This window comes from Pseudomonas paraglycinae (genome assembly GCF_021601625.1).
Taxonomy (GTDB): Bacteria; Pseudomonadota; Gammaproteobacteria; order Pseudomonadales; family Pseudomonadaceae; genus Aquipseudomonas; species Aquipseudomonas paraglycinae.
In genome coordinates this window covers 241,132-266,595 of the sequence record NZ_BQHR01000001.1, presented here as the reverse complement: position 1 = coordinate 266,595, position 25,464 = coordinate 241,132, and the positions used below count along the sequence as shown (strand labels likewise).

Genomic DNA, 25,464 nt, shown 5'->3' with positions numbered 1-25,464 from the left:
TCTCTATGCCTACCCTGCGCTCCTTTTTCCTCGCGGCCCTGCTGGGCCTGAGTCTTACTGTCGGCCCGCTGCAGGCCGCAGAACCGCCGTCCAGCGACGCCGTGCAGGCCAGCCTGGACAAGCTCACCGACAGCAAACTGCCCGAGGCCGACAAGAAGGCCCTGCAGACGGTCCTGCAAAACACGCTGAACCAGCTCAATAACCGGCGTGACTACGAACAGAAGCTGATCGACCTCAAGCAGCAACTGGCCACGGCGCCGAAGCAGACTATCGAGAATTCGCGCGAACTGACCCGCCTCAAGGCCAGCGCCGTAGTGCCGGTGGCGCAGCGCTTCCCGAAGGAAAACATTCAGCAGCTGGAGCAGATGCTCACCGAGCGCTCGACCCAGCAAAGCGATCTGCAAAAGGCCCTGGCCGACGCCAACAGCCTGATCATCACCGCCCAGACCCGCCCCGAGCGTGCCCAGGCCGAGATTTCCAGCAGCCAGACGCGCATCCAGCAGATCAATAACATCCTCAAGACCGGCAAGGACGCCGGCAAAACCGTCAGCGCCGAGCAGCGCGACCTGCTCAACGCCGAGCTGGCCGCCCTGAACGCGCTGATCCCGCTGCGCCGTCAGGAACTGGCCGGCAACAACCAATTGCAGGATCTGGGCAACAGCCAGCATGACCTGCTTTCGGAAAAGTCCGACCGTCTGGACCGCGAGATCCAGGAACTGCAAACCCTGATCAACCAGAAACGTCTGACCCTGTCGCAGGAAACCGTGACGCAGCAGTCGATCGAGGCCCAGAAGTCCGGCAGCAGCGCCCTGCTCGCCACGGAAAGCGCGGCCAACCTCAAGCTCTCCGACTACCTGCTCAAAAGCACCGACCGCCTCAACGAACTGACCCAACAGAACCTGCAGACCAAGCAGCAGCTGGACAGCGTGACCCAGAGCGATTCGGCCCTCGACGAGCAGATCAACGTGCTCAAGGGCAGCCTTCTGCTGTCGAAGATTCTCTATAAACAGAAACAGGCGCTGCCGCGCCTCAAGGTCGACCGCGATCTGGCGGACCAGATCGCCGACATTCGCCTGTACCAGTTCGAAATCAACCAACAGCGCGAACAGCTGAGCAATCCGGCGACCTACGTCGACAACCTGCTGTCCACCCAGCCGCCGGAACAAGTCACGCCACAACTGCGCAAGAGCCTGCTCGAGCTGGCCAACACTCGCGTCGATCTGCTGGAACGGCTGAGTCGCGAACTGAGCGCGATGCTCAACGAATCGATCACCCTGCAACTGAACCAGAAACAACTGCTGAGCACCGCGCAAAGCCTGCGCGCGACCCTCGACGAGCAGATGTTCTGGATTCCGAGCAACAAGCCGCTGGACACCGAATGGATGCGCGGCGTGCCGGAGCGCCTCAAGCGTCAGATCGACACTTTGCCGCTGGCCTCGAGCTTCAGCGAACTGACCGACGGCCTGACCCAGCGACCGCTGTTGTTCCTGCCGCTGGCGCTGCTGATCGGCGCGCTGCTGTGGCGCCGCAAGCAGTTGTACTCGCGCTTGAACAAGGTTCATCAGGACATCGGTCACTTCAAGCGTGACAGCCAGTGGCATACGCCACAGGCGATCCTGATCAATATTCTGCTGGCGATGCCGGTGGCGCTGGGCTTGGCCCTCTGCGGGCTGGCGTTGCAGATCGACGCCCGCGGGCAGAACGCCAACATGGGCGCGGCGCTGCTGCAAATGGCCCAGGCGTGGCTGGTGTTCTACACCGCTTACCGGATCCTCGCGCCGGGCGGCGTGGCGGAACTGCACTTCCGCTGGGAAAAGCCGCAGGTCGAATTCCTGCAAGGCTGGGTGCGTCGCCTCGGACTGGTGGTCATGGCGCTGGTGGCGGTGGTGGCGGTCGCCGAGCTGCAACCGGCGGCGCTGGCCGACGATGTGCTGGGCATGCCGGTTGTGCTGACCTGCTACGCCCTGATGGCGTGGCTGCTCAGCCGTCTGCTGATCAGCAGCCCGACCCACGAAAACGCCTCGCTGTTCCGCAAGGCTGTGGGCGTGATGTTCACTCTGCTGCCTATCGCGCTGTTCGTCGCCGTGTGCTTCGGCTACTACTACACCGCGCTGAAGCTCAGCGACCGCTTGATCAACACGTTGTACCTGCTGATGTTCTGGCTGGTGATCGAAGCCACGTTCGTCCGTGGCCTCGCGGTTGCGGCACGCCGTCTGGCCTACCAGCGCGCCCTGGCCAAACGTCAGGCCGCGAAAGAAGCCGGCGACGGCGAAGCGGTGATCGAAGAGCCGACCCTGGACATCGAAAAGGTCAACGAACAGTCTCTGCGCCTGATCCGTCTGGCACTGCTCGGCGGTTTCATCGCCGCGCTGTACTGGGTCTGGGCCGACCTGATCACGGTGTTCTCGTACCTCGACAACATCACCCTCTACGAATACACCAGCGGCACCGGCGCCAACATGAGCATGGTGCCGATCAGCATCGGCGACATGCTCGGCGCGCTGATCATCATCGGCATCACCTTCGCGCTCGCCCGCAACTTGCCGGGCCTGCTTGAAGTGTTCGTTTTGTCGAAACTCAATCTGGCTCAAGGCAGTGCGTACGCGACCACGACGCTGCTGTCGTACGTGATCGCCGGGGTCGGTTTCGTCTCGACCCTGTCGACCCTCGGCGTCAGCTGGGACAAGTTGCAATGGCTGGTGGCGGCGCTGTCGGTCGGCCTCGGTTTCGGCATGCAGGAGATCTTCGCGAACTTCATCTCCGGCATCATGATCCTGTTCGAACGCCCGGTGCGGATCGGCGACACCATTACCATCGGCAACCTCTCGGGTACGGTGAGCAAGATCCGCATCCGCGCCACGACCATCACCGACTTCGACCGCAAGGACATCATTGTCCCGAACAAGACGTTCATCACCGGGCAACTGATCAACTGGTCGCTGACCGACACCATCACCCGGGTGACCCTGAAACTGGGCGTCGATTACGGTTCGGATCTGGATCTGGTCAAGGAACTGCTGCTCAAGGCCGCCCGGGAAAACCCGCGTGTGCTCAAGGAACCCGAGCCGCACGTGTACTTCCTCAACTTCGGCGAAAGCACTCTCGACCACGAATTGCGCATGCATGTGCGCGATCTCGGCGACCGCAACCCGGTACTCGATGAGGTCAACCGCTTCATCAACCGCGAGTTCAAGAAGCAGCACATCAACATTTCGTTCCGCCAGATGGAGGTTTACCTGAAGAACCTCCACGGTCAGGAATACAAGATGGTGCCGATCGAGCCGGAAACCAAAACCATCGTGCCGGTCAGCGATGACCAGAAACCCTTGCAGGAACCGCCGCCGGCCAAACTCGACTAACCCGGCTAATCCCAGCAGAATGCTCGGACATTCTGCTGGAGCCGGTCCTTGAAAGCCCTCGACGAACTGACCTTCGACAACCGCTTCGCCCGCCTGGGCGATGCGTTCTCGGCCCACGTGCTGCCCGAACCGATCGACAATCCGCGACTGGTCGTGGCCAGCCCTGCGGCTCTGGCGCTGCTGGATCTGGACCCGGCAGTGGCCGACACCCAGGAATTTGCCGAGCTGTTCGGCGGCCACAAGTTGTGGGCCGATGCCGAGCCACGGGCGATGGTCTATTCCGGACATCAGTTCGGCGGCTACACCCCGCAATTGGGCGATGGGCGCGGATTGTTGCTGGGCGAGGTCTACAACGCCGCCGGTGAGCACTGGGACCTGCATCTGAAGGGCGCCGGGCAGACGCCGTTCTCGCGCATGGGCGACGGTCGCGCGGTGCTGCGCTCGTCGATCCGCGAGTTCCTCGCTTCCGAAGCGCTGCATGCGCTGAACATCCCGTCTTCACGCGCCGCCTGCGTGATCGGCTCCGACACCCCGGTCTGGCGTGAGAAACAGGAACGCGCCGCGATGGTGCTGCGCCTGGCGCCGAGCCACATCCGTTTCGGCCATTTCGAATATTTCTATTACACCAAACGTCCCGAGCAGCAGAAGCTGCTCGGCGAACACGTGTTGGCGATGCACTACCCCGAATGCCTGGAACAGCCGGAGCCGTATCTGGCGATGTTCCGCGAGATCGTCGAGCGCAACGCCGAACTGATCGCCAAATGGCAGGCCTACGGCTTCTGCCACGGCGTGATGAACACCGACAACATGTCGATCCTCGGCATCACTTTCGACTTCGGCCCGTTCGCCTTCCTCGACGATTTCGATGCGAACTTCATCTGCAACCACTCCGACGACCAGGGCCGCTACTCCTTCAGCAATCAGGTGCCTGTCGGCCAGTGGAATCTCAGCGCCCTGGCCCAGGCCCTGACGCCGTTCATCAGCGTTGAAGCCCTGCGCGAAACCCTCGGTTTGTACCTGCCGCTGTTCCAGGCGCACTACCTCGACCTGATGCGCCGCCGCTTCGGCTTCACCACCGCCGAGGACGACGACCAGCAACTGCTGGAACAACTGCTGCAACTGATGCAGAACAGCGGCGTCGATTACACGCTGTTCTTCCGCCGCCTGGGCGAAGAGTCAGCCGAACAGGCCGTCGCTCGCCTGCGCGATGACTTCGTCGATATCAAGGGTTTCGATGCCTGGGGCGAGCGCTATGTCGCCCGCGTCGCACGCGATGGCGCGACCGATCAGGAACAGCGCCGTGCGCGGATGCATGCGGTGAATCCGCTGTACATCCTGCGCAACTATCTGGCGCAGAAGGCTATTGATGCCGCCGAGCAGGGTGACTATTCAGAAGTGCGCCGGTTGCATGCGGTGCTGAGCAATCCATTCGAGGAACAGCCTGGAATGGAGAGTTACGCGGAACGGCCGCCGGAGTGGGGCAAGCATTTGGAGATCAGTTGTTCCTCATGAAGCGCACGGTCTCCTGTCTTGGAGCCGTGCACCCTCCCGTCAGGCAACCTGCTAGATGACAGCGCCGGCTGAAAAAACCGCGCGACATGCTCAGAGTGCAAAGGCCACGACACTGGACACACTGGTTTCCTTTCAGATAAACACGTCCACAGGTAGCTTGAAGTGCTCGGCCAGCCAGCGGACCTGCCGCAGATTCAACTGGCGCTTTCCACTGAGGATTTCCGAAACAACAGACTGAGTCCCCACACCCGGCAAATCGCTCTGGGTCAAACCATGCTCACGCATCAAATACCCCAGTACTTCAAAACCGGGCGGTTTAGGCGTCGGGTGATGCACGCGATCCCATTCTTCAATCCAGTCACCGATGATATCCACCAGACTCATTAAAGGATGAGACTCATCATCACCCGTCATTTCGAGCAGCTCGTCAAGGGCTTGAACGAGCCTGTCGTAGTCGTCTTCGCTTTTCGGCTTGCGCAGCAAGGGCGAAACGAACTCCCAGTGCTCAGCGGCTTTTTTGATCAGAACACTCATGCCTTAGCCTCCTTCCATTTACCGCGGTCATATTCGCGATGATCCAACACATGTCTGATGTACAACTTTTGAGGTCGAAATCTGACATAGGCGATCAACCTGAGCTTGTTACCGCCAATATCGAAAACATGAAAATCACCCACTTTGTCGACAGCTGGAAACAAGGCCTTCAGCGCCGCAAAATCTGGCGATTTGCTCCCTTTCGCCACTTCCAGCCAGTGGTCCAGTGCTGTAGCTGCGTTAGGCCATTTGGCCTTCGCTTCTCGTATTCGTTTTCCGGTGATGACATGCATGCAACATCCTTATCGCATTCTGCTATGGGGAGTTAATCACAGATCAAAATTATCGCAAGTTGCGATACGGCCGAGCAGACCAACGGACTAAGCCGGTTCATCTCAGCCTAGGCTCACAGCCAAACACTGCACGATTGAAAATATGAGCAAACGTCTCCAACTAGTAGTTATCAGCTCTCCACCGGATTCCGATCATGACCGACCCACTCCTCATCCCCTGCCCCTCCTGCAACGGCCTCAACCGCATTCCCGCCGAGCGCCTCAACGATCACCCGAAGTGCGGGCGCTGCAAGTCCGAGGTGCTGTTGAACAAGCCGTTCGAGCTCAAGCAAGGCGATTACGCCAGTCAGATCAAGGGTGATCTGCCGTTGCTGGTGGACGTGTGGGCGGAGTGGTGCGGGCCGTGCAAGTCGTTTGCGCCGGTGTTCGAGCAGGCGGCTGCGCAGCTGGCGGGCAAATGCCGGCTGGCCAAGCTGGACAGCGAGGCCAATCAGCAGTTGTCGGCGCAGCTGGGGATTCGTTCGATTCCGAGCCTGATTCTGTTCCGCAACGGCCGGGAAGTCGCCCGTCAGAGCGGGGCTTTCCCGTTGCCGCAGTTGATGGCCTGGCTGCGCAGCCAGGGCATCTGACAAGGCTTCAGGCGTCTTCGAGCAGGTTATGCAGTTCGACGAACTGTTGCGTCAGCTTGTGCCGTGGGTCGAGGTGGATCAGCGGCGTGTTGGCCTGATGCGACTCGCGCATGCGCACTGAACTGGCGAGGTAGACCGGCAGCACCGGCAGGCCCTCGGCGATCAGTTCGTCGAGGATCTGCTGCGGCAGGCTGGCCCGGGCCTGGAACTGGTTGACCACAATGCCTTCGACTTCCAGGCCTTCGTTGTGGTCTTCCTTCAACTCGTCGATCTCGGCGATCAGACCGTACAGGGCCTGACGCGAGAAGCTGTCGCAGTCAAAGGGAATCAAAACCCGATCGGCGGCAATCAGTGCCGAGACCGCGTAGAAATTCAGCGCCGGTGGCGTATCCAGATAGATCCGGTCGTAATCTTCCGACAACTCGTCGAGCAGCTTTCGCAGCTTGTTGATCTTGTGCTTGGCCTCAAGCTTGGGCTGCAGGTCAGCCAGTTCGGCAGTGGCGGTGATGATGTGCAGGTTGTCGAACGGCGTTTCGTAGATATCCGCCTGATTCTTTTTCGAGAACGGCCCGGAAGACAGGGTCTGCTTGAAGAAATCGGCAATGCCCATCGGAATGTCATCACCCGTGAGCCCGGTCAGATACTGAGTGGAATTGGCCTGGGCATCGAGGTCGACCAACAGCGTGCGATAACCCTCGCTGGCGCTTACCGCCGCCAGATTGCAGGCAATGCTGGATTTGCCCACGCCACCTTTCTGATTGAACACCACGCGCCGCATGACAAAACCTCCGTGTATCAAAGAATGACCGAGTGTAGTGGTGCCCGGTGCCGGTTCGCTACCTCGATGGGCACGGACTACAGAGTCGGGCGCCAATATCCCAATGAATACGGCGCAAAGACACCCGATGATCGCCGATTCGCCTGACAGACAGACACCCGACAATCTGGATAATGGCCAAGTGATAGCTCTTGCCGCGTACCATTCGGTTCATTTCGTCGTTCAAAATGTAACCAGCATTTGCTACACACTCGTCGCACCGGGATAATGCGCGCCACCCGGCGCCACGCGCCATGCCATTTCAGGCTAAATCAGCTCAGCGGCGACGTTGGCGAAACCGCGTCAACTCAGCCCGCAGGGGCGGGATAAATGTCCGTGATCAACTTCAACATCGCCCAATGGCGCGCCTGGGCTCCCGGGCTCGACAGTGTGGAAGCCTGGCAAGCCTGGAGCCGACAACCGGTCGTGCTCGAAAGCAGCGATGCCGCACCCGATGTTTCGTTTCTGCCGGCCATGCAGCGCCGTCGTCTCAGCCGTCTGGCGCGGATGGCGTTCAGTGTCGGCTGGCCGCTGGCCGACGGTCGGGAAAACCTGCCGCTGGTGTTCGTCTCCCGGCACGGCGAAACCCCGCGCACCTTTGAAATCCTCAGCGATCTGGCCAACGAACAGCCGCTGTCGCCGACCCAGTTCAGCCTGTCGGTGCACAACGCGATCATCGGCCTGTGGTCGATCATGCGCGGCGAGACCAGCGAAATGACCGCGCTCGCTGCGGCTGGCGACGGCCTCGAACACGGCATGCTCGAAGCGGCCACGTTGCTGAACGAAGGCGCCCCGGCGGTGCTGCTGGTGATCACCGAGGAACAGCCGCCCGAAGCCTATTCGACGTGGATCGACGACGTACCGTTTCCCTACGCGGTCGGGCTGTTGCTCACCCCCGGTACCGACTGGCGGCTGACCCTGAACAGCGCCCCCGAAGCACGGTCAAAAACGCAGTGGCCCCACGCACTGAATCTGCTGCGAACCCTGCTCGGTCAGCAACCCCATTGCCAACATGCCTGGAAGACTCGTCTATGGACCTGGCAACGCAACCCGTGATCGGAAAAAACCGCGACGCCTATTACTGGCGTCTGCTGGCCACTGCCACCAGCTTCGCCCTGTTCGGGCTCGGTGGTCTGTGCCTGCGCCTGCTGGTATTTCCATTGCTCGGTTGTCTGCCGGGCGATGCCATTACGCATCGCGAACGGGCACGCCAGACCGTCAGCCGGCTGTTCTGGTTTTTTGTCCGGTTCATGGCCCGTACCGGCGTGCTGACCTACGACATTCAGGGCGCCGAACGCCTCGGCCGTCCGGGGCAGATGATCATCGCCAACCACCCTTCACTGATCGACGTAGTGTTTCTCATCGGTCTGGTGCGCGGTGCCAACTGCGTGGTGAAGAAAAGCCTGTGGGAAAACCCCTTCACTCGCGGCCCGCTGCGCAGCACCGAATACATCAGCAACGACGGCAGCATGGACATGCTCGACGCCGCCGCCGGTGCCTTGCAGAGCGGGCAGACCCTGATCATTTTTCCCGAAGGCACCCGCACCCAGCCAGGTCAGGCGCCAGCCTTTCATCGGGGCGCGGCGGCCATCGCGCTGCGCGGTGCGAAAATCCTCACCCCGGTGGTCATCAAGGTCAGTCCGACCACCCTGACCAAGGCCGAGCCCTGGTATCGCATTCCCAGTCGCCGCGTGCACTTCAGTTTTCACGTCGGGGCCGATATAGACCCACAGACTTTCGCCGCGCAGGGGCCAGCGCCCCAGGCTTCGCGCAAGCTCAACGACTATTTGCACCAATTCTTTATCAAGGAGCTCGCCGAAGATGAGCGATCTAAACCGTGACATCAAAGAGCTGATCATCGACGCCCTGGGCCTCGAAGACATCAGCGCAGAGGACATCGGCGACGACCAGACGCTGTTCGGCGAAGGCCTGGGCCTGGATTCCGTCGACGCCCTGGAGCTCGGCCTGGCGATCCAGAAAAAGTACGGCATCAAGATCGACGCCGACGCCAAGGACACCCGTAACCATTTCTCCAACGTGGCGAGCCTTGCGGCGTTCGTCACGGCAAAACAGGCAGCTTGAGACCGGACCATGCAAACTCGTGACGACATCTTCAACACCCTGCGCGATGCCCTGGTCGAGCTGTTCGAACTGGACCCGGCTCGCGTGAGCCTGGAATCCAACCTGTATCAGGATCTGGAAATCGACAGCATCGACGCCGTCGACCTGATCGATCACATCAAACGCCAGACCGGCAAGAAAATCGCCGCCGAGGAATTCAAGTCGGTGCGCACCGTCAGCGACGTGGTCGAGGCGGTCTACCGTCTGGTTCAACCGGCCGCATGAGCCGACTGATCGGCCTCGGCCTGCTGCTGGCAGGCTTGCTGTATCCCTTTGCGGTGTATTTCGGCATGGAGCATTTCGCGCCATGGCAGTTCGGCCTGCTGCTGGGCGGCCTGTGGCTGGCCCGGGCGCTGACCGGCGAACGCAAGCCCGGCAGTTTGTGGATGGCCGGCGTGGCGATCGTGTTCTGCCTGCTGCTGGCGGTGTTCGACAGCCCTTTGCTGTTGCGCTGGTACCCGGTGCTGATCAGCGGCTTCATGCTGGTGCTGTTCAGCCTGAGCCTGAAATACGGCCCGCCGATGGTCGAGCGTCTGGCTCGCCTGCGTGAACCGCAACTGCCGCCCAAGGCGATTCGTTACACCCGCCAGGTCACCGTGGCCTGGAGCGTGTTTTTCTTTTGCAACGGTTTGTGCGCCGCCCTGCTGACACTGTGGGCGCCGCTGAACTGGTGGATGTTGTACACCGGCCTGATCTCCTACGGATTGATCGGCCTGATGTTTGCCATTGAATGGCTGATACGACAACGGGTAAGAGGTCGCCCATGAACTGGATAAAACTTGAGCAGCTGTTGCTCAAGGCCCTGCCGGCGCGCACGGTAACGAGCGCACCGGCATTCGATCATGCACAACTGTGCGAACAGGCCCTGAGCCTGGCGGCAGGTCTGCAAGCGCGCGGCGTGCAACGTCTGGCGGTACATCTGGAAGATGCCGCCGACCTGGCCGTCGCCCTGCTCGGCGCCTGGCGTGCCGGCGTCAGCGTGTTGCTGCCGTCTGATCTGCAAGTGCAGACCCGCCAGCGCTGGTCGAACGACGTCGATCTGTGGCTGACCGATCAGGCCGGTGACGCTCGTCTGAGCGATTTGCTGCAACCTCCCCTGCCCGCTGCCGAACTGGATCTCGACCAGTGCCGCCTGAGCCTGTGCACCTCCGGCTCCAGCGGCGAGCCCAAGCGCATCGACAAATCCCTGCGCCAACTGGCCAACGAAGTCGAAGCCCTTGAGCAACTATGGGGCGCGGACCTGGGTGAAGCCTGCATCCTCGGCAGCGTCGCCACCCAGCACATCTACGGCTTGCTGTTTCGTGTGCTGTGGCCGCTGTGCGCCGGGCGTCCATTCCTGCGCAAGCAACTGGCCTTCCCGGAAGACCTGCAACGCGCCAGCCGCGAGCACCCGGCCTTCGTCTGGGTCGCCAGTCCGGCGCTGCTCAAACGCATGGGCGACAACCTCGATTGGCCAGCCCTGAGCGTCGTGCGCCGGGTGTTTTCGTCCGGTGGCGCACTGCCGGCTGACGCCGCACAAAGCCTGCATCAACGCTTGGGACAGTGGCCGACGGAAATCCTCGGCAGCTCGGAAACCGGCGGCATTGCCTGGCGTCAGGGCGAACCGTTGTGGCAGCCGTTTGCCGGCGTCGAGTTGAGCCAGGACAGCGACGGCGCCTTGCTGATCGCTTCGCCCTACCTGCCCGCCGGGCATGTCGAACACACCGCCGATGCGGCGCGTATTCAGGCCGATGGCCGCTTTGAATTGCTCGGGCGGCTCGACCGGATCGTCAAACTCGAAGAAAAACGTATTTCCCTGCCGATGCTTGAACAGGCGCTGGTAGCCCACGACTGGGTCGCCGAAGCGCGTCTGGGCGTGGTGCAGGAAAACCGCGCGTCCCTCGGCGCCCTGCTGGTGCTCAGCGAATCCGGCCTGTTTGCCTTGCGCGAACATGGTCGACGCAGCCTGACCGAAACCTTGCGCCGTCATCTCGGCGACCATTGCGAAGCCCTGGCCCTGCCCCGCCGCTGGCGTCTGCTACGACAACTGCCGCTGACCTCACAGGGCAAATTGCCTCAAGCCGACGTCGAAGCCTTGCTGTTGGCGCCACGGCCAAAAGCACCGGAAATCCTGGAGCAGGCCGAAACCGAGGGCGAATGGAACCTGCAATTGAGCGTTCCGCCGGATCTGGCCTACTTCAGCGGCCACTTCCCCAAGGCCCCGGTACTGCCGGGCGTGGTGCAGGTCGAATGGGCGCTGAACCTGGGTCGGCAACTGCTGAACCTGCCCGGCGCGTTCGCCGGCATGGAAGTGCTGAAATTCCAGCAACTGGTGCGCCCCGGCGATGAAATCCAGTTGCACCTGCGCTTCGACCCGGAGCGCGGCAAGTTGTATTTCGCCTATCGCAACGACACCGCCACCTGCTCCAGCGGGCGGATTCTGCTGGGGACTGGCGATGCATAATCCTTGCGCAGTGATCCCGGTCTACAACCACGAAACCGCCATCGGCACGGTGGTCGACGCCCTGCTCGCCGAGGATCTGCCGTGCATTCTGGTGGACGACGCCAGCAGCAAATCCTGCGCGGCGGTGCTGGACGCGCTGGCCGAGCGCGAGCGGGTTCATCTGGTGCGCCTCACTGCCAATCAGGGCAAGGGCGGCGCGGTGATGACCGGTCTGCGTGAAGCCGCGCGGCTCGGCTTCAGCCATGCCTTGCAGGTCGACGCCGACGGTCAGCATGACCTGCAGGATGTGGCGCGCTTCATCGAAGAATCCCGCGCTCACCCCAAGTCGCTGATCTGCGGTTATCCGCTGTACGACGCCAGCGTGCCCAAGGGCCGTTTGTATGCGCGCTACCTGACCCACGTGATGGTGTGGATCAACACCCTGTCGCTGCAGATTCGCGACTCGATGTGCGGCTTCCGCGTGTATCCGCTGGAACCGACGCTGGGCGTGATCGACTCGGCGCGGATCGGCAAGCGCATGGATTTCGACTCGGACATTCTGGTGCGCCTGGCGTGGCGCAATCAGCCGATGCGCTGGTTGCAGACCAGCGTGCATTACCCGCTGGACGGCGTGTCGCACTTTCGCCTGTTCTACGACAACGTGCTGATCTCGAGCATGCACACGCGCCTGTTCTTCGGCATGTTGCTGCGCTTGCCCGTGATCCTCTGGCGACGGTGGCGCGCATGACCGTCGAGACCGACAAGAAGCACTGGGCCGACCGCGAAGAGCGCGGCAGTTTCCTGCTGATGAAATTCACCGCGTTCGCCGCCAAGGTCCTTGGTCGACGCCTGCTGAGTCCGTTGCTGTACGGCATCGTCCTGTACTTTTTCCTGTTCGGCCGCACTGCGCGGCGCAGTGCCTGGCAGTATCAGCAGCGCCTCGCCGACTGGAGCGGTCGCCACGAACTGCGCCCGACCCGGTGGCGAGTATTCCGCCAGTTCATGGCATTCGCCGATTCGCTGCTCGACAAGCTCGACGTGTGGAACGGCAAGCTGAAGATCGAGCAGATCGAAATCATCGACCCGGCGCTGTTGCGCAATCAGTTGCGCGGCAGTCGCGGGCAAATGCTGGTGGGCGCGCATCTGGGCAACCTCGAAGTGTGCCGGGCGCTGGCGGAGCTGGGCGAAAAGGTCACGATGAACGTGCTGGTGCACACCAAGCACGCCGAGCAATTCAATCGTCTGCTGGGCGAGGCCGGGGCGACCAACCTGCGACTGATCCAGGTCAGCGAGCTGGACCCGGTGATCATGCTGCAACTGCACGAACGGCTGGAGCGCGGCGAGTGGCTGGCGATTGCCGGCGACCGCGTGCCGCTGCATGGCGGGCGCAGCGTGACCGTGGACTTTCTCGGCCACCCGGCGCCATTTCCGCAAGGGCCGTGGCTGCTGGCCGGCCTGCTGAAATGTCCGGTCAACCTGCTGATGTGCCTCAAGCAACCAGACGGACACTACCGCCTGACTCTCGAGCCGTTCGCCGACGCCGTGGTGTGGTCACGCCGCGAGCGCGAACAGGTCATTCATCAGTGGGCCACCCGCTATGCGCAACGCCTGAGTCACTATTGCCTCGAAGCACCGTGCCAATGGTTCAACTTTTACCCATTCTGGAAAACCGATGACAACGCCAACTCCTGAGCCGGTCACCTTCGGCGAACGCCCTTTGCGCATCGAAGACGTGCTGGCCCTGGCCAACCGTCAGGCGCCCGTGCAGTTGCAGAGCGACGCGCCTTATCGCGAACGCATCGCCAAGGGCGCGCGGTTCCTCGATTCGCTGCTGGACAAGGAAGGCGTGATCTACGGCGTGACCACCGGTTACGGCGACTCCTGCGTGGTCGCGGTGCCGTTGCATCACGTCGAGGCGCTGCCGCGTCATCTCTACACGTTCCACGGTTGCGGACTGGGCAAACTGCTCGACGCCCAGGCCACCCGTGCGGTGCTGGCGGCGCGGTTGCAGTCGCTGTGCCACGGCGTGTCCGGGGTGCGCATCGAGTTGCTGGAGCGCCTGCATGCGTTTCTTGAACACGACATTTTACCGCTGATTCCTGAAGAGGGTTCGGTGGGCGCCAGCGGCGACCTGACGCCGCTGTCCTACGTCGCCGCGACCCTGTCCGGCGAGCGTGAAGTGATGTTCCGTGGCGAACGCCGCCAGGCTGCCGATGTGCACCGCGAACTGGGCTGGACACCGTTGGTGCTGCGCCCGAAAGAAGCGCTGGCATTGATGAACGGCACCGCCGTGATGACCGGTCTGGCCTGCCTGGCTTACGCCCGCGCCGATTACCTGCTGCAACTGGCCACCCGCATCACCGCGCTGAACGTGGTGGCGCTGCAAGGCAATCCTGAACACTTCGACGAGCGCCTGTTCGCCGCCAAGCCGCATCCGGGGCAGATGCAGGTCGCCGCGTGGCTGCGCAAGGATCTGGCGATCGACGCACCGACCGCTCCGCTGCACCGTTTGCAGGATCGTTACTCACTGCGCTGTGCACCGCATGTGTTGGGCGTGTTGGCTGACAGCCTGAACTGGCTGCGTTCGTTCATCGAGACCGAACTCAACAGCGCCAACGACAACCCGATCATCGACGCCGAAGCCGAGCGCGTGCTACACGGCGGGCACTTCTACGGCGGACATATCGCGTTCGCCATGGACAGCCTGAAAAACCTCGTGGCCAACGTCGCCGACCTGCTCGACCGACAACTCGCGCTGCTGGTGGACGAGCGTTACAACCACGGTTTGCCGAGCAACCTGTCCGGCGCCAGCGCCGACCGCGCGATGCTCAACCACGGCTTCAAGGCCGTGCAGATCGGCGCCAGTGCCTGGACCGCCGAAGCGTTGAAAAACACCATGCCGGCCAGCGTATTCTCGCGCTCCACCGAGTGCCACAACCAGGACAAGGTGAGCATGGGCACCATCGCCGCCCGCGACGCCATTCGTGTGCTGGAGCTGACCGAACAGGTCGCCGCCGCCACGTTGCTGGCGGCCAATCAAGGCGTATGGCTGCGCGGCCGCGATGAAGATGCACGACCACTGCCGCCATCGCTGGCCGCCATGCACGAGCAACTGGCCCGGGACTTCCCGCCGGTGATCGAAGACCGTGCCCTGGAAGGTGAATTGCGCCTGTGCCTGCAACGCATCGCCGAGCAACACTGGAGGCTGCATGCGTAGTGCCGGAGTGCTTCACGCCGATACGGAAATCCTCGTGCCGTTCTTTGACGTCGACACCATGCACGTCGTCTGGCACGGCCATTACGTGAAATACCTGGAAGTGGCGCGCTGTGCACTGCTCGACAAGATCGGCCACAACTACAACCAGATGGTCGACTCGGGCTATGCCTGGCCGGTGATCGACCTGCAACTGCGCTACGTGCGCGGCGCGGTGTTCGGTCAGCGGCTGAACGTGCGCGCCAGTCTGGTGGAGTGGGAAAACCGCCTGAAGATTCACTACCTGATCACCGATGCCGAGACCGGTGAACGCCTGACCCGCGCCAGCTCGGTGCAGGTGGCGGTCGAGATGAGCAGCCGGGAGATGCAACTGGCCTCGCCGAAAGTCTTCACCGATGCCGTGGAAAGGATGCTGCGATGAATGTGTTGTTGAAATCCTTGGGGGCCCTGGCACTGCTGACGCTGTCGTCGCTGGCCAACGCCTTCGACCTGCAACAGTTGAGCGAGCAACTGGCGAAGCCGGACGTGATCCACGGCCAGTTCACCCAGGAAAAACACCTGCGCGCCCTGCCCCAGCCGCTGATCAGCAAAGGCAGTTTTGTCCTCGCCAAAAACCACGGCCTGCTGTGGCTGCTGAAATCCCCGCTGCAACAGGATTACCGCATCAGCGCCAAGGGCATCGCCCGGCGTGACGCCACCGGCTGGCAACTGCTGCCGAACAAGAGCGCCGGGGCCGAGCAGAACCGCTTGTTCCTGGCGGTGCTGCAAGGCGACAGCAGCGGTCTGCAACGGGATTTCGAACTGGCCCTGAGCGGCGATGCGCAGAAATGGCAACTGACCCTGACCCCGCGCTCGGTGCTGCTCAAGCAGGTGTTCAATCAGATCAACATCAGCGGCGGCGCGTTGGTGAACACCATCGAACTGCTGGAAACCCAGGGCGACAGCACCGTGCTGCGCATGCAGGACAGCACCGCCGGCCAACCTCTGAGCGACGCGGAGCAACATGACTTTGCCGAGTGAACGCAGGCTGCCCTGGCTGTTCCTGATCCTGCTGCTGGCGGTTGTCGCACTGGGCGCCTGGCAGTGGCGCGACGGTGCGCCGCTGTCGGCCAACCTGATGGAACTGGTACCCGGCACCCACCCGGACGCCCTCGAACTGCGCGCCGAACAACGCATGCAGGAGCCGCTCAACCGCGACATCCTGGTGCTGGTCGGTCACGCCGATCGCCAGCAAGCGGTCGCCATGGCCCAGACCCTGGGCGAGCAATGGCAGGCCAGCGGGCTGTTCGAAAAGGTCCAGTGGAACCTGCAAGCCGACCTGCCGGCCCTGCGCACGCAGTTGCTGCAAGGGCGGCTGGCGATGCTCTCGGCGGATGACCGACAACTGCTGATAGAACATCCCGACGCCTTTATCCAGCAACGGGTACAGGCACTGTTCGACCCGTTCACCGGGTTCAGTCTGGTGCCGAGTCAGGACGACTGGCTGGGCCTGACCGGGCGCATCCAGAACAGCCAGCCGCAACATGGCGCGGTGCAACTGGACATCGGCAGCGGCGCGTTGATCGCCGACGCCGACGGCAAGAGCTGGGTGCTGCTGCGCGCACGCACCACCGGCAGCGCCTTCGACATGAATCAACCGCTGCAAGTCGCCGCACTGCTGCAACACAGCCGTGAACAAGCGGCGAGTGCCGACGTGCAATTGCTGGCCGCCAGCGGCCTGCTGTACGCCGCCAACGGTCAGCAGCAGGCGACCCGGGAAATGACCTGGGTCGGCGGCGGCGCCACCATCGGCATTCTGCTGCTGTTGCTGCTCGCCTTCCGCCGCTGGCGGGTGCTGCTGGCGTTCATTCCGGTGCTGGTCGGCATGCTGTTCGGTGCGGTGGCCTGCGTGGCGCTGTTCGGGCACATGCACGTGATGACGCTGGTGCTCGGTTCCAGTCTGATCGGCGTGGCGGTGGATTACCCGCTGCACTACCTGTCCAAGAGCTGGAGTCTCAAACCTTGGCACAGCTGGCCGGCGTTGCGCCTGACCCTGTCCGGGCTGACGTTGAGCCTGATCACCAGCGCCATCGGTTACCTGGCGCTGGCCTGGACACCTTTCCCGGCCCTGACCCAGATCGCGGTGTTCTCCGCCGCCGGTTTGCTCGGCGCTTATCTGTCGGCGGTGTGCCTGTTGCCGGCGCTGCTGAAAAACGTCGAACTGCGCCCGGCGCAATGGCCGCTGCAACTAGCCGAGCGTCTAGTGCGGTTGCGCGAAACCCTGCTCGAACACGTCAGGACGCCGGTGTTGCTGGCCCTGCTGATCGCCTTCTGCGTCGGCGGCCTGCTGCAACTGGAGAGCAAGAACGACATCCGCCAGTGGGTGGGCGCGCCGCAACGCCTGACCGATGAAGCGCAGACCATCGCGCGGATTACCGGCTATCAGCCGACCAGCCAGTTCTTCCTGGTGCGCGCCGCCGATCAGCAGCAATTGCTGGAACGGCAAGCGGCCCTGAGCGAGCGGCTGGATCAACTGGTCAACCTCGACAAGCTGCAGGGTTATCTGGCGCTCAATCAACTGGTCAGCCCGCCGGCTCAGCAGCAACAGGTTCGCGAAGCGCTGAGCAAGTTGCCGCAGTTCTGGCAGCCCTTGCTGGAGGTCGGCGTGCCGCTGGCGGCGCTGCAAACCGAGCTGCAACAGTTGCAAACGCTGCCCGCCGAAGACATCGATGCAGCGCTGGCCGGCCCGCTCGGCGAGCCCTACCGCACGTTGTGGCTCGGGCCGACCGAGGATGGCGTGGCGGCAATGGTCAGCCTGCAAGGCCTGAACAATCCGTCGCTGCTGCGGGTGCAGGCGCTGGACCTGCCCGGCGTGATGCTGGTGGACCGGCTCGGCGATCTGAACAAGGTGTTCGCCCAGACCCAGATCAGCGCCGCTGAGCTGAAACTCGCGTCCTGCGTGTTGATCGTGCTGGTGCTGATGCTGCCGTTCGGCCTCGGCGGCGCGCTGAGGATCGTCGCCCTGCCGCTGCTCGCTGCGCTGTGCAGCCTCGCCAGCCTGGGCTGGCTCGGTCAGCCGCTGACCCTGTTCAGCCTGTTCGGCCTGTTGCTGGTGACGGCGATCAGCGTCGACTACGCGATCCTCATGCGCGAGCAGGTCGGCGGCGCGGCCGTCAGCCTGCTCGGCACCTTGCTCGCGGCCGCCACCACCTGGCTGTCGTTCGGTCTGCTGGCGGTGTCGAGTACGCCGGCGGTGAGTAACTTCGGCTTGTCGGTGAGCCTCGGGCTGGCGTTCAGCTTCATGCTCGCGCCGTGGGCCGGGCGTCAGGCCCACGCGGTTTCCGTCACGGAGCCTTCAGCATGATGGTGGTGATTTTCTGGCTGATGGCCCTGGCGCTGTTTTTCGTCGCCACCCGGGTCGGCCGGCATTTCGGGCTGATCCCGATCGTCAGTCAATTGCTGCTGGCCAGCTTCGGCCTGCCGCTGCTGATGTACTTCTGGATCGAACCGGGCTGGCAACTCAACGGCGCCGAACTGATCGCGCCGGGCTGGCTGAAAAACCTCTACAGCCTGAGCTTTGCCCTGTTGCTGGGGCACATCCTCAGCGACGTGATCGACCTGCGCCTGGACCGGCAGAGCGTGAAGATCGCCCTGCCGAGTTTCGCCGTGCCCTTCACCTGCGGCCTCGCGACGGCGTACTGGCTGTTGCCGACGCAGCCGTGGATCAACTCGTTGGCGATCGGTTTGGTGTTCGCCATCACCGCGATCCCGGTGTTGTACCTGTACCTGCGCCACATCGACTACCCGCCCGCCGCCACCCGACGTCTGGTGCAGACCGCGATCCTGATCGACCTGACCTGCTGGACCCTGTTCGGCCTCGCTCAGGGCAGCCTGCACCTGAGCAGTCTGTTGCTGCCGCTGGGGATGGCCTGCGTGCCGGTGCTGCTGCGGGTGTTCGGGATCCGCCGGCCATTGACCTACAGCCTCGGTTTTTTTGCGCTGCTGGTGCTGGCCGAACACTACAAACTCAACGCGCTGATTTTCGGCATCGGCTATCTGCTATGCATGGCCGCGCTCAAGGTGCCACTGGTGTTGCCGCTGCCGGCGCACTGGATGAACCGTTTGCAGACCTGGGTCGCGATTCCGCTGATCCTCACTTTCGGCATCGTCCAGATCGACGTGCACAGCGCCCTCGCCAGCCTCGGCGCCGTGCAATGGGCGGCGCTGCTGCTGTTGCCGATCGCCAGCAAAATCGTGGGCAACTGGCTCGGTCTCGGCTGGGCCGGCGCGTCGTTCGCAGGCGCCAGCCGCTGGCGCGAAAGCGTGCTGCTGAACATTCGCGGCTTAAGCGAAATCGTTTTTCTCAACCTGCTGTTGCAACAACAGCTCATCAGTCCGGCGCTGTACTTTGCGCTGATGCTGATGGGTCTGATCGCGACGCTGTTGCCGGCCTTCATCGGCTTGCACCGGGCGTCACTGAACCCTATTGCCGTACCCAGGAGCTCGCGTGCCAATCGTTGAAATGGAATCCCGTCAGGTCGTGATCATCGGCGCCGGCCCCTCTGGCGCCATCGCCGCCGCATTGCTCAAGCGCAAGGGGCACGACGTGCTGGTGATCGAGCGCCAGCATTTCCCGAGGTTCTCCATCGGTGAAAGCCTGCTCTGCCATTGCCTGGATTTCGTCGAAGAAGCCGGCATGCTCGAGGCGGTGAATGCCGCCGGGTTCCAGCGCAAGAACGGCGCGGCATTCGCCTGGGGCGAGCGCTACAGCGCCTTCGATTTTGCTGACACCTTCACCGCCGGCAAGCCCACGACGCTGCAGGTGCAACGCGCCGACTTCGACAAATTGCTGGCCGATCAGGCGGCATTGCAGGGCGCGGAAATCCGCTACGGCGACGCGATTGTCAGCGTCGATTTCGAACGTCCGAGACCGCAGCTGAATGTGCGCCGCGAAGACGGCAGCGAGTACCGCGTCGAAGCCGACTTTGTCCTCGATGCCAGCGGTTACGGCCGCGTGTTGTCGCGTTTGCTCGACCTGGAAGCACCATCGAATTTCCCGGTTCGACAGGCCGTCTTCACTCACGTTGAAGACCACATTGATCATCCCGGCTTCGACCGCGAGAAGATTCTCATCACCACCCACCCGCAGCACCGCGATATCTGGTTCTGGTCGATCCCGTTCAGCAACGGTCGCTGCTCGGTGGGCGTGGTGGCTGCCGCAGAACATTTCGCGGGTCGCGATACCGACCTCGACGCCTGCCTGCGCGGTTTCATCGCCGAAACCCCGAGCCTGGCCAAAGTGCTGAACAACGCCGTGTGGGATACCCCGGCGCGCACTCTCGGCGGCTATGCGGCCAACGTCAAAACCCTGCACGGCCCGGGCTTTGCGCTGCTGGGTAACGCGGCCGAATTTCTCGACCCGGTGTTCTCCTCGGGCGTGACCATTGCCATGCGTTCGGCGAGCATGGCCGCCGCTGTGCTGCACCGCCAGTTGCAGGGCGAAACCGTGGACTGGCAACGGGAGTTTGCCGAGCCGCTGAAACGCGGGGTCGACACTTTCCGCTGCTACGTCGAAGGCTGGTACGCCGGCACTTTCCAGGACGTGATTTTCCACGAGCAAGGCTCGCCGGAAATCCGCCGCATGATCTGCTCGATCCTCGCCGGCTACGCCTGGGACGAACGCAACCCGTTCGTCAGTGAAGCGCGCCGTCGGCTGAAGACGATCTCCGAACTCTGTGCAAGGGACGACACATGAATTACCTGAGCGACAACTACGTCGAGGAAACCCGCTTCGGCTTCTGGTTCCTGCGCAGCCACACCTGGCAGCACCATGTGTTGCGCGTGGCGATCAACGATCTGCGCGGGCTGTTCAGCGAATCGTTGCCAGCCAGTCCGGTGCTGCTGGATGCCGGTTGCGGCCAAGGCAAGTCGTTCGGTCACCTGCGCCAGACCTTCGCGCCACAGCGCCTGATCGGCGTCGATGCCGATCCGCACAGCCTGGAATTGAGCGCCGCCGAGGCCGCGCGTCAGGGCTTCGACGTTGAGCTGATCGGCAGCGACTGCGCGACTTTGAATGTCCCGGATTCAAGCGTCGACCTGCTGTTCTGTCACCAGACCTTCCATCATCTGGTGGAGCAGGAAAAAGCTCTCGCCGAGTTCTATCGGGTGCTCAAGCCGGGCGGTTATCTGCTGTTCGCCGAGTCCACCGAGGCTTACATTGATACGTGGGTGATTCGCTGGCTGTTCCGTCATCCGATGCACGTGCAAAAGAGCGCGGCGCAGTACCTGGAGATGATTCGCCAGCAGGGTTTCGAGTTCGGCGAACAGAACGTTTCGTACCCGTATCTCTGGTGGAGCCGGTCGAAGGATTTCGGTCTGCTCGAACGTTTTGGATTGCACAAACCAAAACCATTCGGCCAGCGGGAAGAAACCCTGGTCAACGTGGTGGCCCGCAAACCCTTGAACGAGGCTGTCTGATGTTGCGTGTTCTGCTGCTCGCCTGCGCTTTGCTGCTCGGTGCCTGTGCCAGTCAGGCGCCGCTGCCGGCCGGCAACCCGAGCCTCCCGCTGCCGATGCAGCTGCATATCGAGCGCCACCTGGCCGGGCAACAGCAAGACTGGTTGCTGGTGATCCAGCGCGAAGGGCCCGGCATCCGCTGGTCGATGATGGATCCGCTGGGCATTCCCCAGGCGCGTCAGCAGTTGATCGACGGGCACTGGCAAGCCGACGGCCTGCTGCCGCCCAACCCGGAAGCCCGGGAGTTGTTCGCCGCGCTGCTGTTCGCCCTGACCCCTGCGGGCGAGCTGTCGCGCAACTACCCCGACGCGCAGCAACAGGGCGGCCAACGTTCCCTGCCGGCGCGCTGGGACATCCGTTACACCCAACCCTTGAGCTTCGAATTGAACCTGCCACAAGGCCCACACTATCGCGTAACGCCACTCGGTGAACCGACGTCATGACCGCCTACCTCAATGCCCTCGGCGTGATCTGCGCCCTGGGGCGCGACAAGCAAGCCGTGGCACGCAACCTGTTTGCCGGCGACTGCTCGGGCATGCGCCGCGAGTCCGGCTGGGTGCCGGAGCGCGAGCTGCCGGTGGCCGCCGTGCACGGCGATCTGGCGCCGATTCCCGAAGCGCTGGCCGACCAGCGCAGCCGCAACAATCAACTGTTGCTGGAAGCCGCGTTGCAGATTCGCGATGACATCGAGCACGCGATCCAGACTTACGGCCGCGAGCGCATCGGCGTGGTGCTCGGCACCAGCACTTCGGGCATCGACGAGGCCAGCCGTGGCCTCGCGCACTACATTCGCGACCAGCAGTTCCCGGCCGATTACGACTACCGGCAACAGGAACTCGGCGCCCCGGCGAATTTCCTCGCCGACTGGCTGCAACTGAGCGGCCCGACCTATGTCATTTCCACCGCCTGCACTTCCAGCGCACGCGCGCTGATGAGCGCCCGACGCCTGCTCGATCTGGGCCTGTGCGACGCGGTGCTGTGCGGCGGTGTCGACAGCCTGTGCAAACTGACCCTCAACGGTTTCAGTGCGCTGGAAGCGGTCTCGGACGAGCGCTGCAATCCGTTTTCCGCCAACCGCAACGGCATCAACATCGGCGAAGCGGCGGTGCTGTTCGTGATGAGCAAAGAGCGCGGTGCAGGGCCGGGCATTGCCCTGCTCGGCGCGGGCGCCAGCTCCGACGCGCACCACATTTCCGCACCGGAGCCGACCGGCCGTGGCGCGCTGCAATCGATGCAAAAAGCCCTCGATCAAGCCCACTTGCAGGCCGGTGACATCAGCTACCTGAACCTGCACGGCACCGCGACCCAGCACAACGACGCCATGGAAAGCCTGGCCGTCGACGCGCTGTTTGCCGAAGGCGTGCCGTGTTCCTCGACCAAACCGATGACCGGCCACACCCTCGGTGCCGCCGGCGCACTGGAAGCGGCGTTCTGCTGGTTGAGCCTGAGTGCCGACAACCCCGACCACGCCTTGCCGCCGCACATCTGGGACGGCCAGGCCGACCCGGCATTGCCAGCGCTGAAGTGGGTGACCGCAAGCGAGCGCCTGGCGTCCATTGCACCGCGCTACCTGATGAGCAACTCGTTTGCCTTCGGTGGCAATAACGTCAGCCTGATTATCGGAGACGCCCCATGAGCCACTGGCCGCTCGCCGAACTGCTGCCCCACGCTGGCGACATGATCCTGATCGACCGGATCCTGAGCTTTGACGACGAACAGATCCACACCACCCTCACCGTCCGGCCCGGCGGCCTGTTCAGCCTGCCCGACGGCAGCCTGCCGGCCTGGGTCGGCGTCGAGTTGATGGCACAAAGCGTCGCCGCGTTCGCCGGCTGCCATGCGCGGCAGAAAGGCAACCCGGTGGAGCTGGGCTTTCTGCTCGGCACACGCAAGTTCGAATGCAATGTCGCAGCCTTTCCGGTTGGCAGCGAACTGACCATCCATGGCCTGCGCTCGCTGGAAGACGACAACGGCATGGGCGTATTTGAATGCCATATCAACGCGCCCGGCATCGAGGCCAGCGCCCGGCTGAACGTGTTCCGCCCGCCCCAGGCAGCGGACTATCTAGAGCAATCCAAGGAGTCGAACGATGACTGAATCAATACTGGTCACCGGCTCCAGCCGTGGCATCGGCCGCGCCATTGCCTTGCGCCTGGCCAGCGCCGGCCACGATATCGTCCTGCATTGCCGCAGCGGCGTAGCGGAAGCGCAAGCAGTGAAAGCCGAAGTCGAAGCGCTCGGGCGCACCGCGCGCATCCTGCAATTCGACGTGGCGGATCGCGAAACCTGCAAAGCCATCCTCGAAGCCGACGTTGAAGCCCACGGCGCCTACTACGGCGTGGTGCTCAATGCCGGCCTGACCCGCGACGGCGCCTTTCCGGCCCTGAGCGACGACGACTGGGACGTGGTGCTGCGCACCAACCTCGACGGTTTCTACAACGTCCTGCACCCGGTGATGATGCCGATGATCCGCCGCCGCGCCGCGGGTCGCATCGTTTGCATCACCTCAGTCTCGGGGCTGATCGGCAACCGTGGCCAGGTCAATTACAGCGCGTCGAAAGCGGGCGTGATCGGCGCCGCGAAAGCCTTGGCGATCGAACTGGCCAAGCGCAAGATCACGGTCAACTGCGTAGCGCCGGGCCTGATCGACACGGCGATGCTGGATGAAAACGTGCCGGTGGAAGAACTGATGAAAATGATCCCCGCACAACGCATGGGCACGCCTGAAGAGGTGGCCGGTGCGGTGAATTTCCTGATGTCGGCGGAAGCGTCGTACATCACCCGCCAGGTGCTGGCGGTCAACGGAGGCTTGTGCTGATGAAGCGCGTTGTCGTCACCGGCATGGCCGGCATTACCTCGCTGGGCAGCGACTGGGACACCATCGCCGGCAATTTCGCCGCCAACCGCAGCGGCATCCGCCGGATGGACGAGTGGGATCGCTTCAGCGAGCTCAACACGCGCCTGGCCGGGCCTATCGATGATTTCCAGGTGCCGGCGCACTGGACCCGCAAACAGCTGCGCAGCATGGGCCGTGTTTCGCGGCTGGCCGTCGGCGCGGCGGAAAAAGCGCTGGCCGATGCCGGCCTGCTCGGCGACGAGTCGATCAAGGACGGGCGCATGGGCGTGGCCTGCGGTTCGTCCACCGGCAGCACCGACGAGATCAAGGCGTTCGGCAACATGCTGCTCAACTCGGTGGCCGAGGGCCTCAACGCCAACTCCTACGTGCGCATGATGCCGCACACCACGGCGGCGAACATCAGCATCTTCTTCGGCCTCACCGGCCGTTTGATCCCGACCTCCAGCGCCTGCACCAGCGGCAGCCAGGGCATCGGTTATGCCTACGAGGCGATCAAGTTCGGACGCCTGCCGCTGATGCTCGCCGGTGGCGCCGAAGAACTGTGCCCGACGGAAGCCATGGTGTTCGACGCGCTGTACGCCACCAGCCTGAAAAACGATGCGCCGCACACCTCGCCACGCCCCTACGACAAGGGCCGCGACGGTCTGGTGATCGGTGAAGGCGGCGGCATGCTGGTGCTTGAAGAGCTGGAACACGCCCTGGCACGCGGTGCGCACATTCACGCCGAGATCGTCGGTTTCGGCAGCAACGCCGACGGCCAGCACACCACCCGCCCCGAGCAAGTCACCATGCGCCGGGCAATGGAACTGGCGCTGGAAGACGCAGGACTTGCGCCGGACGTCATCGGCTACGTCAACGGCCACGGCACCGCCACCGAACAGGGCGATGTCGCCGAAACCCTGGCCACCAGTGCCCTGTTCGGTGAACGCATGCCGATCAGTTCGCAAAAGAGCTTCCTGGGCCACACCCTCGGCGCCTGTGGGGCGCTGGAGTCGTGGTTCAGCATCGAGATGCTCAACCGCGACCTGTACGTGCACACGCTCAACCTCGACGAGGTCGATCCGCACTGCGGCAAGCTCGACTACCTGCGCGGCGAATTCCGCCAGATGAGCCACGAATACGTGATGAACAACAATTTCGCTTTCGGCGGGGTCAACACCTCGCTGATTTTCCGTCGCTGGCCCCAACCGAATTAATCTAGGTCAAGGAGA

26 protein-coding genes are annotated in these 25,464 nt (G+C 63.2%); 23 read left to right on the top strand and 3 right to left on the bottom strand.

Annotated features, from left to right (window positions below):
- The first annotated feature begins 5 nt into the window (after nt 1-5).
- A complete protein-coding gene (gene mscK / locus L6D82_RS01220) occupies nt 6-3,359 on the top strand; it encodes a mechanosensitive channel MscK (RefSeq protein ID WP_085746445.1) in 3,354 nt (1,117 codons plus the stop codon).
- Nucleotides 3,360-3,407: 48 nt separating this feature from the next.
- Nucleotides 3,408-4,871, top strand: a complete 1,464-nt coding sequence (gene selO, locus L6D82_RS01215; protein ID WP_064382865.1) for a protein adenylyltransferase SelO — start codon at nt 3,408-3,410, stop codon at nt 4,869-4,871.
- Nucleotides 4,872-5,003: 132 nt separating this feature from the next.
- On the opposite strand, the gene L6D82_RS01210 is transcribed toward selO, so the two are convergent.
- Together L6D82_RS01210 and L6D82_RS01205 are read right to left on the bottom strand one after the other, a co-directional pair.
- Nucleotides 5,004-5,405, bottom strand: coding sequence for a helix-turn-helix domain-containing protein (locus tag L6D82_RS01210; protein WP_039766491.1), 402 nt, complete (start codon nt 5,403-5,405; stop codon nt 5,004-5,006).
- On the bottom strand, nt 5,402-5,698 hold the full coding sequence (locus tag L6D82_RS01205; RefSeq protein WP_102718314.1) for a type II toxin-antitoxin system HigB family toxin: 297 nt from the start codon (nt 5,696-5,698) through the stop codon (nt 5,402-5,404). Before L6D82_RS01205 ends, L6D82_RS01210 begins: the two co-directional genes overlap by 4 nt.
- A 194-nt stretch (nt 5,699-5,892) precedes the next feature.
- Here L6D82_RS01205 and trxC point away from each other — a divergent pair, with 194 nt between their 5' ends.
- Nucleotides 5,893-6,327 carry a thioredoxin TrxC gene (trxC, locus tag L6D82_RS01200; RefSeq protein ID WP_102686828.1) on the top strand — a complete coding sequence of 145 codons (435 nt, stop codon included), beginning with the start codon at nt 5,893-5,895 and terminating at the stop codon, nt 6,325-6,327.
- A 7-nt stretch (nt 6,328-6,334) separates the two neighbouring features.
- Here the strand turns inward: trxC and L6D82_RS01195 are convergent, their stop codons facing one another.
- Entirely contained in the window at nt 6,335-7,105 is a 771-nt protein-coding gene (locus L6D82_RS01195; protein ID WP_007952339.1) for a ParA family protein, read from the bottom strand.
- A 369-nt stretch (nt 7,106-7,474) separates the two neighbouring features.
- Here L6D82_RS01195 and L6D82_RS01190 point away from each other — a divergent pair, with 369 nt between their 5' ends.
- From L6D82_RS01190 to L6D82_RS01095, 20 genes are read left to right on the top strand one after another with little or no spacing between them, the layout of a single operon-like run.
- On the top strand, nt 7,475-8,200 hold the full coding sequence (locus L6D82_RS01190) for a beta-ketoacyl synthase chain length factor (protein WP_085746442.1): 726 nt from the start codon (nt 7,475-7,477) through the stop codon (nt 8,198-8,200).
- On the top strand, nt 8,176-8,985 hold the full coding sequence (locus L6D82_RS01185; RefSeq protein ID WP_085746441.1) for a lysophospholipid acyltransferase family protein: 810 nt from the start codon (nt 8,176-8,178) through the stop codon (nt 8,983-8,985). The genes L6D82_RS01190 and L6D82_RS01185 overlap by 25 nt, the downstream gene beginning before the upstream one ends.
- The gene (locus L6D82_RS01180; RefSeq protein ID WP_007952344.1) at nt 8,966-9,226 is read left to right on the top strand and encodes a phosphopantetheine-binding protein; all 261 of its coding nucleotides are present in this window, start codon (nt 8,966-8,968) and stop codon (nt 9,224-9,226) included. The genes L6D82_RS01185 and L6D82_RS01180 overlap by 20 nt, the downstream gene beginning before the upstream one ends.
- A gap of 9 nt (nt 9,227-9,235) precedes the next feature.
- Entirely contained in the window at nt 9,236-9,490 is a 255-nt protein-coding gene (locus L6D82_RS01175; protein WP_007947135.1) for an acyl carrier protein, read from the top strand.
- The gene (locus tag L6D82_RS01170) at nt 9,487-10,032 is read left to right on the top strand and encodes a COG4648 family protein (protein ID WP_085746440.1); all 546 of its coding nucleotides are present in this window, start codon (nt 9,487-9,489) and stop codon (nt 10,030-10,032) included. Before L6D82_RS01175 ends, L6D82_RS01170 begins: the two co-directional genes overlap by 4 nt.
- Nucleotides 10,029-11,708, top strand: a complete 1,680-nt coding sequence (locus L6D82_RS01165) for an acyl-CoA synthetase family protein (protein ID WP_236187890.1) — start codon at nt 10,029-10,031, stop codon at nt 11,706-11,708. The genes L6D82_RS01170 and L6D82_RS01165 overlap by 4 nt, the downstream gene beginning before the upstream one ends.
- A complete protein-coding gene (locus L6D82_RS01160) occupies nt 11,701-12,435 on the top strand; it encodes a glycosyltransferase family 2 protein (protein WP_102686830.1) in 735 nt (244 codons plus the stop codon). The genes L6D82_RS01165 and L6D82_RS01160 overlap by 8 nt, the downstream gene beginning before the upstream one ends.
- A complete protein-coding gene (locus tag L6D82_RS01155; protein WP_039766474.1) occupies nt 12,432-13,379 on the top strand; it encodes an LpxL/LpxP family acyltransferase in 948 nt (315 codons plus the stop codon). The genes L6D82_RS01160 and L6D82_RS01155 overlap by 4 nt, the downstream gene beginning before the upstream one ends.
- Nucleotides 13,360-14,904 carry an HAL/PAL/TAL family ammonia-lyase gene (locus L6D82_RS01150; protein WP_074689588.1) on the top strand — a complete coding sequence of 515 codons (1,545 nt, stop codon included), beginning with the start codon at nt 13,360-13,362 and terminating at the stop codon, nt 14,902-14,904. Before L6D82_RS01155 ends, L6D82_RS01150 begins: the two co-directional genes overlap by 20 nt.
- Entirely contained in the window at nt 14,897-15,322 is a 426-nt protein-coding gene (locus tag L6D82_RS01145) for an acyl-CoA thioesterase (protein WP_085746436.1), read from the top strand. The genes L6D82_RS01150 and L6D82_RS01145 overlap by 8 nt, the downstream gene beginning before the upstream one ends.
- Nucleotides 15,319-15,921: an outer membrane lipoprotein carrier protein LolA gene (locus L6D82_RS01140; RefSeq protein ID WP_102718311.1), complete on the top strand. Its 603-nt coding sequence runs from the start codon at nt 15,319-15,321 to the stop codon at nt 15,919-15,921. Before L6D82_RS01145 ends, L6D82_RS01140 begins: the two co-directional genes overlap by 4 nt.
- Complete coding sequence (locus L6D82_RS01135) at nt 15,905-18,244, top strand: MMPL family transporter (protein WP_236187889.1); 2,340 nt, start codon at nt 15,905-15,907, stop codon at nt 18,242-18,244. Before L6D82_RS01140 ends, L6D82_RS01135 begins: the two co-directional genes overlap by 17 nt.
- Complete coding sequence (locus tag L6D82_RS01130; protein WP_007952355.1) at nt 18,241-19,401, top strand: cation:proton antiporter; 1,161 nt, start codon at nt 18,241-18,243, stop codon at nt 19,399-19,401. The genes L6D82_RS01135 and L6D82_RS01130 overlap by 4 nt, the downstream gene beginning before the upstream one ends.
- Nucleotides 19,388-20,635 carry an NAD(P)/FAD-dependent oxidoreductase gene (locus tag L6D82_RS01125; RefSeq protein ID WP_064382853.1) on the top strand — a complete coding sequence of 416 codons (1,248 nt, stop codon included), beginning with the start codon at nt 19,388-19,390 and terminating at the stop codon, nt 20,633-20,635. Before L6D82_RS01130 ends, L6D82_RS01125 begins: the two co-directional genes overlap by 14 nt.
- Nucleotides 20,632-21,357 (top strand): class I SAM-dependent methyltransferase, encoded by a 726-nt coding sequence (locus L6D82_RS01120; protein WP_102686836.1) that lies wholly within the window; start codon nt 20,632-20,634, stop codon nt 21,355-21,357. Before L6D82_RS01125 ends, L6D82_RS01120 begins: the two co-directional genes overlap by 4 nt.
- Nucleotides 21,357-21,839, top strand: coding sequence for a hypothetical protein (locus L6D82_RS01115; protein ID WP_236187888.1), 483 nt, complete (start codon nt 21,357-21,359; stop codon nt 21,837-21,839). Before L6D82_RS01120 ends, L6D82_RS01115 begins: the two co-directional genes overlap by 1 nt.
- Nucleotides 21,836-23,032, top strand: a complete 1,197-nt coding sequence (locus L6D82_RS01110; protein ID WP_102686838.1) for a beta-ketoacyl-[acyl-carrier-protein] synthase family protein — start codon at nt 21,836-21,838, stop codon at nt 23,030-23,032. The genes L6D82_RS01115 and L6D82_RS01110 overlap by 4 nt, the downstream gene beginning before the upstream one ends.
- Complete coding sequence (locus L6D82_RS01105) at nt 23,029-23,493, top strand: hotdog family protein (RefSeq protein ID WP_085746429.1); 465 nt, start codon at nt 23,029-23,031, stop codon at nt 23,491-23,493. The genes L6D82_RS01110 and L6D82_RS01105 overlap by 4 nt, the downstream gene beginning before the upstream one ends.
- A complete protein-coding gene (locus L6D82_RS01100) occupies nt 23,486-24,214 on the top strand; it encodes a 3-ketoacyl-ACP reductase FabG2 (protein ID WP_085746428.1) in 729 nt (242 codons plus the stop codon). The genes L6D82_RS01105 and L6D82_RS01100 overlap by 8 nt, the downstream gene beginning before the upstream one ends.
- Nucleotides 24,214-25,449 carry a beta-ketoacyl-ACP synthase gene (locus tag L6D82_RS01095; protein WP_085611127.1) on the top strand — a complete coding sequence of 412 codons (1,236 nt, stop codon included), beginning with the start codon at nt 24,214-24,216 and terminating at the stop codon, nt 25,447-25,449. The genes L6D82_RS01100 and L6D82_RS01095 overlap by 1 nt, the downstream gene beginning before the upstream one ends.
- Nucleotides 25,450-25,464 lie beyond the last annotated feature (15 nt).